This is a genomic window from Caballeronia sp. LZ019 (genome assembly GCF_031450825.1).
Lineage (GTDB): Bacteria > Pseudomonadota > Gammaproteobacteria > Burkholderiales > Burkholderiaceae > Caballeronia.
The window spans coordinates 183,454-196,654 of the sequence record NZ_JARTVZ010000005.1 but is presented as its reverse complement, the minus strand read 5'-3'; the positions used below and the strand labels follow the sequence as shown (position 1 = coordinate 196,654).

Here is a 13,201-nt window from a genome sequence, read left to right as displayed (position 1 = left end):
TGGCTAAAAGAAACGGTTGTCTCGGGGTCTTCTAGATTGGGATTCATGCGCGAACCGCATGTCCGGCAAGTTTAGGTTGTCTTGCTTGCGGTGTCCTGCCAAGAATTGTCGCGAATCGGACACGGCTGCCCGATGCATTCGTCAGACGCTTGCGATTTTTGGCCGGTTATAAAAGCGCACGGGCGTCGCATCGGGCGAAGCAAGTGGTCGCGCTGGATGACGTTAAAGAAAACCGGAGCTCTGCCGTAGATGCACACAGAAGCAGAGCATGGAAGCGCGCCGAAGCGCGCACGCTCGACCATAACGATTACGGGGATCATCGATGAAACTGCACACGCTGCGCGCCGACAGGCGCGCGGGTTCACCGCGCGCGGCCAGGCGCGGCCTATCCGTCAAAGCATCGCTGCGCCTCGCGTTCGGCCTCGTGCTGGCGGGCACGCTCGCCATCGGCGCGATCTCGCTCACGCAGATCAGCCGTCTCAACGGCGCGACGGAATCGATTTATACGCAGGGCTATGTCGCGAGCCGCGCGGCGGAGGAAACGCGCGGGTATCTGTTGCGCGCGAGCCGTTCGCAGAAGATGCTGCTCACCGCGTCGACGGCGAAGGAGCGCGACGAGCTCGGCGATCAGATCGAGCACGCGCTGACGGAAATCGGCAAGGAGCAGGCGCAGTTATCGCAATACGTCGATCACGCCGACACCGACGCGCTCGCGCAGCAGAAGCGCTTTTCCGCGGCGCTCGGAACGTGGAGTGGCAATCTGCGCACCTTCGTCAGGCTGGTGAAGGAGCAGCCGCTCGATCTTTCGCAGATGAACTGGCAGGTCGGCACGCAGGATGTCTCGTTGCTGGTGGAGACCGGCAAGCTGGAAAAAATGGTCGACGAGCTGGTCGAGCGACGCGGCGCTGCCGCGAAGCGCACGATCGATGCGGCCGCGTTCATCTTCCAGTCGTCGTTCGTGATCGTGCTGGCGCTGACGGCGGCGCTGTTCGTGCTGGCGATCGTCGTCAGCGAGTGGATGGTGCGGCGCCTGTCGGGGCAACTCGGCGGCGAGCCGGGCTATGCGAAGGAGATTGCGAGCCGCATTGCGTCGGGCGACCTTGCGTATCCGATTGCGCTGAAGCGTCGCGACGATGCGAGCATGCTCTATGCGCTGTCCGAGATGCAGTCGGGCTTGTCCGCGACGGTCGGCGATATTGCGGCGAGCGCGGAGGCGATTGCGTCGGCGTCGAGCGAGATATCGACGGGCAACGTCGATCTGTCGCGCCGTACGGAGGAGCAGGCTGTCGCGCTGGAGAAGACTGCGGCGAGCATGGAACAGCTTACGTCGACGGTGCGTCAGAACGCCGACAACGCGATGCAGGCGACGACGCTCGCGCACAACGCGTCGGAGATCGCTGAGAAGGGCGGCGCGGTGGTGAATCGCGTGGTCGAGACGATGCAGCGCATCGATGCGAGCGCGAAGAGCATTGGCGACATCATTGGCGTGATCGAGGGGATTGCGTTTCAGACGAACATCCTCGCGCTGAACGCGGCGGTGGAGGCGGCGCGTGCGGGCGAGCAGGGGCGCGGTTTCGCGGTTGTGGCGGGCGAGGTGCGCAGTCTTGCGCAGCGTTCGTCGGCGGCGGCGAAGGAGATCAAGACGTTGATCGATACGTCCGTCTCGCGTGTTTCCGATGGTTCGACTTATGCGCAGGAAGCGGGCGCGACGATGGAGGAAGTGGTCAAGGCGGTGCGGCGCGTGACGGACATCATGGGCGAGATATCGGCGGCTTCGGCGGAGCAGAAGACGGGCATCGAGGCTATCGGACACGCGGTATCGCAGATGGATGCGGGGACTCAGCAGAACGCGGCGCTCGTGGAGCAGGCTGCGGCTGCGGCGCAATCGCTCGATGATCAAGCGCGCGCGCTTAAGGCGCTTGTGGGTAAGTTTCAGCTTTGCTGAGCTTGTGTTGGTCGTGGTGGTTGTATTTGTCGGTGAACTTGTATTCGTGTCGGTCTATTAGCTCGCCCCTCCCCGGGGCGGGGGTCACTTTCTTGGCTGTCGACCAGAGTTGGCGCTTTAGCGCCTTACTCTGGTCCCATGCAAAGAAAGTAACCAAAGAAAGCAGCCTCTGGGCCCGCAGCACTAACTCATGTGGTCACTCCGTAGAACACCCGTGGCCCTCAGCTTGACACAGCCCTGAATCACCTTCCACGCCCACTGACTACTTACGTCCTCCGAGCCCCTTGGCTCGCTAACACCAACGGGATGCCTAATCAATCGCAAAGTACATCTCTTGCATTTCGCACAATCGATTTCACCATGCTTTGCAGTCCATGGATCATCGATCGCGGATTTCGTTCGGGTTGCTAGGTGAAGCCCAAGATGTGAGTCGCTGGTCGTGGACCGGGGAAAACATTAAGATGTCTAAATAATGGCGTGTGTCTTTCCCTTCGTGGGTGAGTTTTGTTTAACAAACGACATGGTTTTGTATGCTCAGCCCGTGAAGAACGACGGTGTTAACGAGCCAAGGGGCTCGGAGGACGTAAGTAGTCAGTGGGCGTGGAAGGTGATTCAGGGCTCTGTCAAGCTGAGAGCCACCGATGTTCTACGAAGTGGTTACGCGTACTGTGCTTTGGGCCCGAAAAGCTGCTTTTTTTGGTTACTTTCTTTGCATGGGACCAGAGTAAGGCGCTAAAGCGCCAACTCTGGTCGACAGCCAAGAAAGTGACCCCCGCCCCGGGAAGGGGCGCACTAATAGACCGACACGAATACAGGTTCACCGAACGACCAGGTTCACCGAACGACCAAGTACACAGAAAACCCAATCGCACCCCTTGCGAAAAATCCGGAACAAGAACTAAAATCCCGACCGCAATGAGGGCGCGGCAGGAGCGCCCACTCTCGCGAAAGCCATACGCACCTGCCAGGCAGTAAAAAAAAGCATCGTCCACGCGTTCGATCGAACGCGTATCGAACCGCAACGTCGAACCTTATCCAGCCGCAGCGAGAACGGCGCATAGAAAGGGAACAACGTTATGTGGTCCACATCCTGTCCGATCGAATCGTCCGCAAGCAACACCGACTACCTGCGCGAACACGCGCGACGTCTGCTCAGACAAGCCCGCGACGGCGATGCAAGCGCGGCCTTGCCGATACTGCGCCGCCTGGCGGCAACATCGAGAGCCCCCGGCAGTCCGAGCCTGACAACCCTCCACGCCTCGCGCAGCGAATTACAGCTGAAGCACATGCTATCGATGCTGGCCATCGAACTGGGCTATCCAACCTGGGACGCATGCAAAGCCGACATCGACACACGCGAACCCGCCTGCATCGATCGATACCGCCTCGACGCCGGCGCGTTCAACGACTTCGAAAAGAACTGGTTCGCGAGCGAGCCCGAGGCACTCGACTGGCAGCGCAGCCACGGCGGCTACATCGTGCGATACGCCGGGCAGGCCGTAGCCATCCTGAAACGCTGAAAATACGCTGAATAAACGCTGAGAGGACGCGAACTGCAAGAGAAACCGAGCATTCAGATCAGCTCGACTTCCTTCCAGTTCGCGTTAGAAAAAAAACGGCTCAACTCCCGCGTGAGTTCGTTGAGCGCAGCCATCTCTTGCGGCGAAATCTTGTGCACATGCTGGCCGATCGTCCAGTCGCCATAAACGAGCGCAACGGTCGTATCGTTCGATTTCACCGGCAGCAGCACGAACGCCTGCGCTTCGCCGAGCGTCTCCTTGTACCAGCGGGGCAGCCGCGCGTCGATACGCGCATCGTGAGCATTCTCGATGAAAATCCCCACCGGATTCGTAATCGCAAGATGGAACACGTCCGGCCGGAACTCGGCGGCAAATCGCAGCGCCGGCAGCATCGGCTCGATACCGGAACCCAGCCCGAGCCGCGCCTGAAACTCGTTGTTGGCCTGCCGCACGAACACCACCGTGCGCGACAACCCGAGCCCCGCGAGCACCGCTTCCGATGCGAGCGCGAGCACCGGCCCCAACGCGTTCTTCGACGGCAGCGAGCGCAAGTCCTCGAGGCTCGCGCCGATGCGCGCCTCCGCCGACACGCCCGCCCGCGCGATCGCATCCGCGTTGGCCTGCAACTCGACGATCTCGCGCATCACGCCGTCGCCGCTCTCCTCGTTGGCGAGCGCGAGGCTCATCGCCGCGAGCGTTTCCGCATCGGTGTTGAGCGCGCCGCAATAACGTTCGGCGAGATCGACCAGCATCGATTCGCGTCCGTCCGCGGCCACGTTCTGCGCGGTGAGCGCATCGGCGACTTCCGTCGAATAGTTGGTGACGGCCTGCAGCCAGCGCACATGCCTCGGCACGGTTTCATCAGGAGGCGCGCTGGGATCGCTCACGCGCATGCCCGCGCGAATCGTCTCCGGAAGACGCCAGCGGTCCGCCGCCTCGATGCCGATTTCCTCGAACGTCACGCCCAACAGTTCGGCGCACGCGTGACTGTCACTGATGCGCTCGGCAGCGGCCTTGCGCCGCAGCTGATCCCACTCATGCTCGAGATAGAACGCGACGAGCAGCTTGCCGATCTGCCGCATCAGCGTGCAGACGACGGCTTCCTCCGCCGAGCGCAAATCGATGCGTTCCGTGACCTGCCGCGCCACCGTGCCCGACAGCAGCGTGCGGTTGAGCTCCAGCTTGGCGTCGATACGGCGCGGCGCGCTGTGATGAAAGTGATCGACGAGCTTGAGGCCCACGACCAGATGCCCGACCGCGTCCATGCCGAGCACCATCAGCGCGCGCGTGACCGTCGTGATGTTGCCGCCGAAAGCCATGTACATGGCGGAATTGGCGAGACGCAGCACCTTCTGCGTGAGCCCGAAATCCGACAGCACGACTTGCACGAGCGCCGTGAAGTCGAGGTCGTCGTCGCTCATCGCGGACACGGTCGTGCGCAGCGCCTGAGAGAGCATCGGGAAATCCCCGCGCTCGCTCATGCGCCCCCACAACTTGTCCAGTAGTTCGGCCTTGGTGCGTGCCATGCGTAATAAAACCTATCGTTCTCGCAACGGCTAATCCGAAGCGGCTGAAGCGCATCCATCCGTTCGGTCTTGCCCGAAGAGACGGAAGGCGTCGATAAATCGAGGCGCGATCGTCGATTAGAACACGAACATGCGTACTCTCATAATGTCTCGTGCAACAGCAGCGAGTGCGACTGGAACGAGCGCGCCAGTTCCTCCGACGGCAGCGCGTGACTGATCAGCCAGCCCTGTATGTGATCGCAGCCGAGATCCGCGAGCAGATCGCGCTGCGCTTCCGTCTCGACGCCCTCCGCGACGAGCTCGAGCCCGAGCGACTGCGCGAGCCCCACGACCGCGCTCACGATCGCGCGGTTGTTGCGCGACGTAATCAGGTTCTCGACAAAGCTGCGGTCGATCTTGAGCTTCGACAACGGGAAGCGCTGCAGATACGCAAGGCTCGAATAGCCGGTGCCGAAGTCATCGACGGCGAAGCGAATGCCGAGCGAGCGCAGTGTTTCGAGCAGGCGCGTCGCTTCCTCCGGGTCCTGCATCAAGAGGCTTTCGGTAATCTCGAAGACGATTCTTTCCGCGTCGATGCCCGTCAGCGCGATCGCTTCCTTCACCGCCGCGATGAAACGCTTGTCGCGGAACTGCTGCGGCGACACGTTCACCGATACGTAATCCAGCCGGATGCCGATGGCGTCCCACTGCACGAGCTGCATGCAAGCGGCTTTCAGCACCCAGTTGCCGAGATAGTTGATGAGACCGATCGACTCCGCGAGCGGAATGAAGAGCGACGGCGGCACGAGCCCGTGCACCGGATGATTCCATCGCATCAGCGCTTCCACGCCGACGACCGCGCCCGTGCGGATCTTCGTGATCGGCTGAAAAAAGAGCGAGAACTCGCCGTTGCGCACGGCTTCGTAGAGATCGGCTTCGAGCTTCAGGCGCTCGGCGTCGGCGGGGTTGTCGTCGAAGGTATGGAAGACGAGCGTGTTGCCTCCGGCCGCCTTCGCCTGCGCGAGCGCGAGATCGGCCATGCGCAGCAGGCTCGCCTGCACGCCGGGCTTGCCTTGCTTGCCTGCTGCGTTCTTTGCCGCCGCCAGATCGGGATACAGGGCGACGCCCACGCTCGCCGACAAATGCGTGTGCTGCCCGCGATACCGGTACGGCTGCGCGATCGCGGTCAGGAGACGCCGGCCGAGGCTTTCGGCGGCCTCGGCAGTCGCGCCGGCGGGCAGCAGCACGGCGAACTCGTCGCCGGCCATGCGCGCCACGCGCTCGCCGTGCGTGGCCGTATGCTGGATGCGCCGCGCGGTCTCGCGCAGCATGTCGTCGCCGGCGTCGTAGCCTAGCGCCCGGTTGATGCGCTGATAATCGTCGATATCGAGCAGCACGAGCGCCGCCTGCGTGCGTGTCTGCTCCGCTTCGGCCTGCGCCGCGCCGATCGCGCCTTCGAGCGCCGTCGCGTTTTCCAGACCGGTCAGCGGATCGTGATGCAGCGCATGCACGAGCGACAGTTCCCGCTCCCGCCAGCGCGATACGTCGAAGGCGGCGAGCGCGAAGCCCGGCGTGCCGAGCGCATCGGTCGACATCAGACGCAGCTCGACGCAGATCGGATAAGTGAGCGACTTCACAAGATTCAGTGTCGCCGATTCGAGCTTGCCGCTCATGCGCGCGCGGGCGATCAGCGCGTTCAGTTCATCCGCTTCCTCCGACGGCACGAGATCGTGCAGCGTCAGCATGTTCAGGTAGTCGCGGTGATAGCCGATGAAATCGATGCTCGCATCCGACACGTACTGAAAACGCAAGGCGTCGTCGAGTTGCGCGAGGAAATCGACGGGAGCGAGCGTCGGTTCGAACTCCGGCGCGCGGGCAGGGCGCACGGTCGCGGGCGCGGGTGCGTCGTCGACGGGGCGCGCGCGCTCGTCAGTCTCGTGGTGCGCTTGCGCTGCGCCGCCCCATGCGCGGCGCAGCGCATCGAGCGCGATGCGCCAGGGTGCGCGGCGGGAGTCGTTGATCCGGTTCGCTTGCATGGTCTGTTAGGGTTCTCGCGGCGGCGCACGCCGTCAGCGGTCGACGCAACCCACGCATCGGACGCTCGCGGCGGCGCGGTTGCCGCATCGAGCGGCTACCGTGCTGGCCGTGCCGGCACGGCGCGGCACGCTCTATCAGGCGAGTTATCGGCGGCGCGCGCCATTTCTTTAATGCCCATGCACGGCGAGCGAATCCAGGCTCCGGCTCGCGTTTTCGTTTACAGTGGCGCGTTCTGGCGATCGACCGCTTGCCCCGCGCCGTGCTGCGCCGTGCCGCGTGGTTCGATCGAATCCGAGAACTTGCTCGACACGTTCCGCCTCATGCTCGATGCCACTCCATTGCAGGCCGACGCACGCCGGCCCGCGTGCCCGCCTCCTGTCCGTCAACTCTTCGCGCAAACCTTTGCGCTCGCGCGGGGCGCAGCCCTGGGTTGCGCCGTCGCCCGCCCGTTTTCGTCATGACCCATTTCCCGTCAACGCGTGCGCCGCGCGTTTATGTCGGACGCCAGCCGATTCTCGATGGCGCCGGCGCGCTCGCCGCTTACGAACTGCTCTTTCGCGATAGCCCCGACAATCGCGCGCGCGTGCACGACGACGTCCAGGCGACCGCTCACGTCGTCGCGCGCACGGTCGGGGAGATGGGCGTATCGGCGGTGCTCGGCCTGCATGCGGGCTACGTCAACATGAGTCGCGAGCTGCTGTTTGACGACATCGTGCATCTGATGCATCCCGAGCGGTTCGTGCTGGAACTGCTCGAGAGCATCGTGTTCGACGACGCCCTCTTCAAGCGATGCGCGCAGTTGCGCCGCGAAGGCTTTCGCTTCGCACTCGACGATGTCGCGCGCATCGACGACACGCTGCTCGCCGCGCTGTCATCGGTCGATATCGTCAAGGTCGATCTGCTCGCGGCGGAGCGCAGCCACCTCGCCGAACTCGCGTCGCTCGCGAAGCGGCACGGCAAGCTGCTCGTCGCGGAGAAAGTGGAGACGCACGAGGCTTTCCTGGAAGCGCGCGATCTCGGTTTCGATCTCTTCCAGGGCTATTTCTTCGCGCGCCCGCAAGTGCTGTCGGCGCGTCGCGCGAGTCCCGCGCGCGGCACGCTGCTGCGGCTGCTCGCAGTGCTCGGGGCCGAGCCTGGCTTGCGAGAACTCGAAGCCGAACTCAAGCGCAATCCGGACATCGTGCTGCAATTGATGCGCCTCGCCAATTCGAGCGCACATGCGCGCGGGCGGCGCGTGTCGTCGCTGCGCGAGGCGGTGGCCGCGGCCGGCACGCGCCAGTTGATGCGCTGGACGCAACTGCTGCTCTATGCCGACGGCAGCGGCCTGCCGTGGCGTTCCGATCCGCTGCTGCAACTCGTCGGCGCGCGGGCGCGGTTCATGGAGCTCGCGGCGCATGCGCTGCGTCCATCGGATGAAGCCTTCTCCGACGCGGCGTTCATGGCGGGCGTGTTCTCGCTGGTGCATGTCGTGCTCGACATGCAGCCGGCGCAAATTGTCGATAAGCTGCATCTGGCGGCCGATATCAGCTCGGCGATCCTCGCCGGCGAGGGCGTGCTCGGCGCGCTGCTCGGCATCGCGCAGGCGGCCGAACGGGGCGATGCCCGCGCCATCGATACCTGCCGGCTCGCGGAACCCGCGCTCGACGCGCTGACGCCCGCGCTGCTCGCCCGGTTGCAGGTGGAGGCGGCGGCGTGGTTCGCGGGGCAGCCGCTCGACTGAAGCGCGGTTCGATCAACGTCAGGATGGGAGAGGGCACATGAGGAACGGATTGGGGAGACTGGCCGTGGCGATCGCGTGTGCCGCGGCGCTTTGTCCGCTCACGGCGGGCGCGACGCTCAAGCCGGGCGATGCCGCGCCGGACTTCGTCGCGAAAGCGTCGCTGGGTGGCAACGTCTACGATTACTCGCTCGCCGATGCGCTGAAGCAAGGCCCCGTCGTGCTGTACTTCTATCCGGCGGCGTTCACGAAGGGCTGCACGATCGAGGCGCATCAGTTCGCCGAGGCGGTCGATCAGTACAAGGCCGAAGGCGCGACGGTGATCGGCGTATCACACGACGATATCGACACGCTCAAGCGCTTCTCCGTGAGCGAATGCCGCAGCAAATTCCCGGTCGCCGCCGACGACGGATCGAAGATCATCCGCTCCTACGACGCCGCCATGCCGATGAAAAGCTCGATGGCCAATCGCGTGTCGTATGTGATCGCGCCCGACGGCAAGGTCATCTACGAATACACGAGCCTGTCGCCGGATCAGCATGTCGCGAATACACTGCAGGCGCTGCGCGACTGGAACGCGAAGCACAAAGCGCAGTGACGGCGCCAGTTCACGCGTTGAGACCCAGACAAGCGCCATGCCGATCGTTCTAGCGCTCGTCGCGCTCGCCGCGCTGATCTACGGCGCGGTGTGGTCCTTCAATGCGATTGATGCCCGCTTCGGGCTGTCGGTCGCAATCGGCGTCGCGCTGGTGGCCGCGGCGGCGATCGCGGCGGCCATTGCGTACTGGCTCGCGCGGCGTCGCGAGATCGCGCCGAATCTGCCGCGCATCAAGGGCGATGACGGCGCCGGCTGGACGCACGAACTCGCGCGCGAGTGGGGCGGCGTGCGGCTCGCGGCGGGCAAGCGGCTGCTCGACGTGCGCGTCGGCGAGAAGCGCGGCCACTATATCTTCGCGGACCTGCGTGGCGCGAGGATCGACGAAAGCGAGGGCTGGCAGGTGTTGCTCGATGTCGTCGATCCCGCGCACGGCCAGTGGCGTCTGCCGATGCGCAACCGCGCGGAGGCGCGCCAGTGGGCGCGCATCCTGTCGCTCGCGGTTCAGCAAAAGCTCTGAGCGGAACGCCGCGTCATTCGACGTGGTAGCCGATATCGCCGCGCACTTTCCCGCGGAATACCCAGTACGACCATGTCACGTAGACCATCAGCACGGGCAGCAGGAACATCGTGCCGATGAGAAAGAACGTATGCGAAATCGGCGACGCCGATGCGTCCCACAAAGTCACCGATGGCGGCGCGATGAACGGCCACAGGCTGATGACGAGGCCGGTGAACGCGAGAAAGAAGAGGCCCATCGAGCAGACGAAGGGCAGCGCTTCGCGGCCTTTGCCGAGGCTCGACCACAGTGTCCAGGCGAGCAGCGCGGTCAGCACCGGCACCGGCGCGAATGCGAGGCTGCCCGGAAAGCCGAACCAGCGCGCCGCGATGCGCGCATCTTCGAGCGGCGTCCAGACGCTGATGAGCAGGATGAACGCAATCACGCCGATCAGCGCGACGCGCGCCATCCTGCGGCCCCAGTCCTGCAAATCGCCTTCCGTTTTCAGGACGAGCCACGTCGCGCCCTGGAGCGAATAGCCGAAGATCAGCCCGACGCCGACGAGCAGCGGAAACGGCGCGACCCAGTCCCAGCTCGTGCCGGCGAACTGCCGTCCGTGGATCGGAAAGCCCTGGATGAACATGCCGAGGACGATGCCTTGCGCGAACGTCGCGACGAGCGAGCCGTAAGCGAACGCGCGATCCCACAGCCACTTGCGCGCGCCCGTCACTTCGCGGAATTCGAACGCGACGCCGCGAAAGATCAGGCCGAGCAGCATGAAGAGAATCGGGAAGTAGACCGCCGGGACGATGATCGCGAACGCGAGCGGGAACACGGCGAACAGGCCGCCGCCGCCGAGCACGAGCCACGTCTCGTTGAAGTCCCATACGGGCGCCACCGAGTTGATCATGAGGTTGCGTTCCTCCGGATCGCGGCGCAGCAGAAAGAGCATGCCGACACCGAGATCGAAGCCGTCGAGCAGCACGTACATGAAGACGGCCAGCGCCAGAATGGCGGCCCACAGCGGCACGAGATCGAGCATTGCGGTCTCCGTTATCGATGATGGAATCGGCTAGTTCGGCCTGCGCGGCGGCACGATGTCGTCGCTCGTCGCGACGTGGCCCGTCTGCCGCGACGTCTCGCCGCCCGACGACACCGCCGACAACGGCCGCGCCGCCCGCGTCTTCGGCTGAAGCATGTCGTTCTCGTGATCCTGCGTCGCCTGCGCGGGGCCGATACGCACCAGACGCCGGAGCAGGATGAAGCCCGCGCCGAAGATCACCGTGTAGGCGAGCACGTAGAGCAGCCAGGACAGCGCGACATCGCCGGTGGTGAGCGAGGGCGTCACCGAATCGCGCGTGCGCAGGATGCCGTACACCGTCCACGGCTGCCGGCCGGCTTCGGTGGTCGTCCATCCGGCGATCACCGCGATGAAGCCGAGCGGCATCGTGAAGGTCGCCGCGCGCAGCCATCGGCGGCTGTTTTCGAGCTTGCCGCGCGCGAACAGGACGACGCCGCTCGCGACGGTCGCGAGCATCAGCAGCGCCACGCCAACCATGATGTGAAAGGCGAAGAACACGACCGCGACAGGCGGACGATCCTCGCGCGGGAAATCCTTCAGCCCGCGCACGACGCCGTTCGGGTCGTGCGTGAGGTAAAGGCTGCCGAGCACGGGAATCGAGATTTCGAAGTGATTGCGCTCTTCGTCCTGATCGGGAATCGAAAAGAGATTCGCGGGCACGCGCGATCCCGTTTCCCAGAGCGCCTCCATCGCCGCCAGCTTGGCGGGCTGATGCTTGAGCGTGTTGAGGCCGTGCGCATCGCCGATCACCATCTGGAGCGGCACCATGATGGCGAGAAAGATCAGCGACATCTTCAGCATCACGCGGCTTTCCTCGATCGCGCGCCGCTGCAGCATGTACATCGCGCCGACGCCGAGTATCACGAAGGCCGTCGTCACGAGGAACGCGGTCACGGTATGCGCGAGTCGGAACGGGAACGACGGCGAGAAGATGACGTCGAAAAAGCTCACCACCTCGAAGCGGCCATCCGGCAGGATGCGGTAGCCCTGGGGCGTCTGCATCCAGCTATTGACGGCGAGAATCCAGAACGAAGATATGAGCGTGCCGATCGCGACGAACATCGCGGACATGACGTGCGCCCACTGCGGCACGAGCTTGCGGCCGAACAGCAGCACGCCGAGGAACGCCGATTCGAGGAAGAACGCGGTGAGCACTTCGTAGCCCATCAGCGAGCCGACCACGTTCGCGGTCTTGTCGGCGTAGCGGCTCCAGTTGGTGCCGAACTGAAACGGCATCACGATGCCCGACACGACGCCCATGCCGAACGACACCGCGAAAATCTTCAGCCAGAAGGCGGAGAGACGGCGGAAGACATCGCGCTTCGTGATCCACCAGTTGAATTCGAGCGTCGCGATGAAGCACGAGAGGCCGACCGTGAATGCGGGCAGCAGGATGTGGAATGCGACCACCCACGCGAACTGAAAACGGGACAACAGCACCGAGTCGATATGCATGAACGCTCCCTGGCCGGTTCTTCGTGTCTTGTTCGTTGCTTCGTTGGTTGCTCTGTGTGTCGCTTTCCTGGTTGCCTCTTGATACACCAGTTTCGCGGGACCGGTCGACGCCCCGTGCATCCGCGCTGCTGTAATAGAATGGCCGATTCGCTAAGCTATAGCCGTGCCGGACGACCGCACGCGCTTCGACTCATCGGGGACGGCCCCGCTTTTACAGGGAGTCACTGATGTCCTGGATCCTTCTTTTCATCGCCGGTCTGCTGGAAGTCGCATGGGCGGCCGGGCTCAAATCGTCCGAGGGCTTCACGAAACTCGGGCCGTCTGTCTTCACGCTCGTCACCGCCGTCGGCAGCTTCGTGCTGCTCGCGATGGCCATGCGGCAGTTGCCGCTCGGCACCGCCTATGCCGTGTGGACGGGCATCGGCGCGGTCGGAGCGTTCGTGTTCGGCATCGTGTTCATGGGCGAGGCGGTGTCGGCGGCGCGTATTGTCAGTGCAGTGCTGATCGTCGCGGGGTTGATCGGCCTCAAGCTGACGTCGGGACATTGAGGCGCGGCGCATCGGTGAACATCGTTGCGCTTTTCGATACCGATGCCGGGCGAGAATCGCGGGAACGGCAATCGCTTGGACGCCCGGTGCACCGCGCGCTTTTGCGTGGATATAATGGTCTTAAGACTTTCTTGAGAGCGCTCGAGTGTCTGGACGCGTCGTTTTTATCTCGCGCTTGCTGCACTCTCGCGTGTTTGCCGGAATCGGCCGTTCGATGCACGTGGCCACGGCGGTGCGTATTCGCGTGGGATCGGAGGAAGCGGTGGAGCGCTAACTTTGATCGACAGCCTTGCATGGGA

10 protein-coding genes are annotated in these 13,201 nt (G+C 64.1%); 6 read left to right on the top strand and 4 right to left on the bottom strand.

Going from position 1 to position 13,201, the window contains the following annotated elements; all coding sequences use genetic code 11:
• The first annotated feature begins 322 nt into the window (after positions 1-322).
• Both P9255_RS14275 and P9255_RS14270 read left to right on the top strand, forming a co-directional pair.
• Positions 323-1,945 (top strand): methyl-accepting chemotaxis protein, encoded by a 1,623-nt coding sequence (locus P9255_RS14275; protein WP_309789888.1) that lies wholly within the window; start codon positions 323-325, stop codon positions 1,943-1,945.
• A gap of 1,295 nt (positions 1,946-3,240) precedes the next feature.
• On the top strand, positions 3,241-3,465 hold the full coding sequence (locus P9255_RS14270) for a hypothetical protein (protein WP_309764488.1): 225 nt from the start codon (positions 3,241-3,243) through the stop codon (positions 3,463-3,465).
• A 53-nt stretch (positions 3,466-3,518) separates the two neighbouring features.
• On the opposite strand, the gene P9255_RS14265 is transcribed toward P9255_RS14270, so the two are convergent.
• Both P9255_RS14265 and P9255_RS14260 read right to left on the bottom strand, forming a co-directional pair.
• On the bottom strand, positions 3,519-4,991 hold the full coding sequence (locus P9255_RS14265; protein ID WP_309789887.1) for an HDOD domain-containing protein: 1,473 nt from the start codon (positions 4,989-4,991) through the stop codon (positions 3,519-3,521).
• Positions 4,992-5,131: 140 nt separating this feature from the next.
• A complete protein-coding gene (locus P9255_RS14260) occupies positions 5,132-7,006 on the bottom strand; it encodes a GGDEF domain-containing protein (protein ID WP_309764490.1) in 1,875 nt (624 codons plus the stop codon).
• A gap of 458 nt (positions 7,007-7,464) precedes the next feature.
• Between P9255_RS14260 and P9255_RS14255 the strand changes: the two genes are divergently transcribed.
• The 3 genes from P9255_RS14255 to P9255_RS14245 are packed head-to-tail and all read left to right on the top strand — an operon-like array spanning position 7,465 to position 9,839.
• Positions 7,465-8,727 carry an EAL domain-containing protein gene (locus P9255_RS14255; protein ID WP_309764491.1) on the top strand — a complete coding sequence of 421 codons (1,263 nt, stop codon included), beginning with the start codon at positions 7,465-7,467 and terminating at the stop codon, positions 8,725-8,727.
• Positions 8,728-8,764: 37 nt separating this feature from the next.
• Complete coding sequence (locus P9255_RS14250; RefSeq protein WP_309764492.1) at positions 8,765-9,322, top strand: peroxiredoxin; 558 nt, start codon at positions 8,765-8,767, stop codon at positions 9,320-9,322.
• Between the two features lie 37 nt (positions 9,323-9,359).
• Entirely contained in the window at positions 9,360-9,839 is a 480-nt protein-coding gene (locus tag P9255_RS14245; RefSeq protein WP_309764493.1) for a hypothetical protein, read from the top strand.
• 13 nt (positions 9,840-9,852) lie between these two features.
• Here the strand turns inward: P9255_RS14245 and cydB are convergent, their stop codons facing one another.
• Both cydB and P9255_RS14235 read right to left on the bottom strand, forming a co-directional pair.
• The gene (cydB, locus tag P9255_RS14240; protein WP_309789886.1) at positions 9,853-10,860 is read right to left on the bottom strand and encodes a cytochrome d ubiquinol oxidase subunit II; all 1,008 of its coding nucleotides are present in this window, start codon (positions 10,858-10,860) and stop codon (positions 9,853-9,855) included.
• A 30-nt stretch (positions 10,861-10,890) separates the two neighbouring features.
• Complete coding sequence (locus P9255_RS14235) at positions 10,891-12,354, bottom strand: cytochrome ubiquinol oxidase subunit I (protein ID WP_309764495.1); 1,464 nt, start codon at positions 12,352-12,354, stop codon at positions 10,891-10,893.
• 227 nt (positions 12,355-12,581) lie between these two features.
• Here P9255_RS14235 and sugE point away from each other — a divergent pair, with 227 nt between their 5' ends.
• Positions 12,582-12,902: a quaternary ammonium compound efflux SMR transporter SugE gene (gene sugE / locus P9255_RS14230; RefSeq protein ID WP_309764496.1), complete on the top strand. Its 321-nt coding sequence runs from the start codon at positions 12,582-12,584 to the stop codon at positions 12,900-12,902.
• Positions 12,903-13,201 lie beyond the last annotated feature (299 nt).

Excerpts from the sequence above, each read along its gene's own strand:
- P9255_RS14275 (WP_309789888.1), top strand. The coding sequence starts at position 323 with ATGAAACTGCACACGCTGCGCGCCGACAGGCGCGCGGGTTCACCGCGC.
- P9255_RS14270 (WP_309764488.1), top strand. The coding sequence starts at position 3,241 with ATGCTGGCCATCGAACTGGGCTATCCAACCTGGGACGCATGCAAAGCC.
- P9255_RS14265 (WP_309789887.1), bottom strand. The coding sequence starts at position 4,991 with ATGGCACGCACCAAGGCCGAACTACTGGACAAGTTGTGGGGGCGCATG.
- P9255_RS14260 (WP_309764490.1), bottom strand. The coding sequence starts at position 7,006 with ATGCAAGCGAACCGGATCAACGACTCCCGCCGCGCACCCTGGCGCATC.
- P9255_RS14255 (WP_309764491.1), top strand. The coding sequence starts at position 7,465 with ATGACCCATTTCCCGTCAACGCGTGCGCCGCGCGTTTATGTCGGACGC.
- P9255_RS14250 (WP_309764492.1), top strand. The coding sequence starts at position 8,765 with ATGAGGAACGGATTGGGGAGACTGGCCGTGGCGATCGCGTGTGCCGCG.
- P9255_RS14245 (WP_309764493.1), top strand. The coding sequence starts at position 9,360 with ATGCCGATCGTTCTAGCGCTCGTCGCGCTCGCCGCGCTGATCTACGGC.
- cydB (WP_309789886.1), bottom strand. The coding sequence starts at position 10,860 with ATGCTCGATCTCGTGCCGCTGTGGGCCGCCATTCTGGCGCTGGCCGTC.
- P9255_RS14235 (WP_309764495.1), bottom strand. The coding sequence starts at position 12,354 with ATGCATATCGACTCGGTGCTGTTGTCCCGTTTTCAGTTCGCGTGGGTG.
- sugE (WP_309764496.1), top strand. The coding sequence starts at position 12,582 with ATGTCCTGGATCCTTCTTTTCATCGCCGGTCTGCTGGAAGTCGCATGG.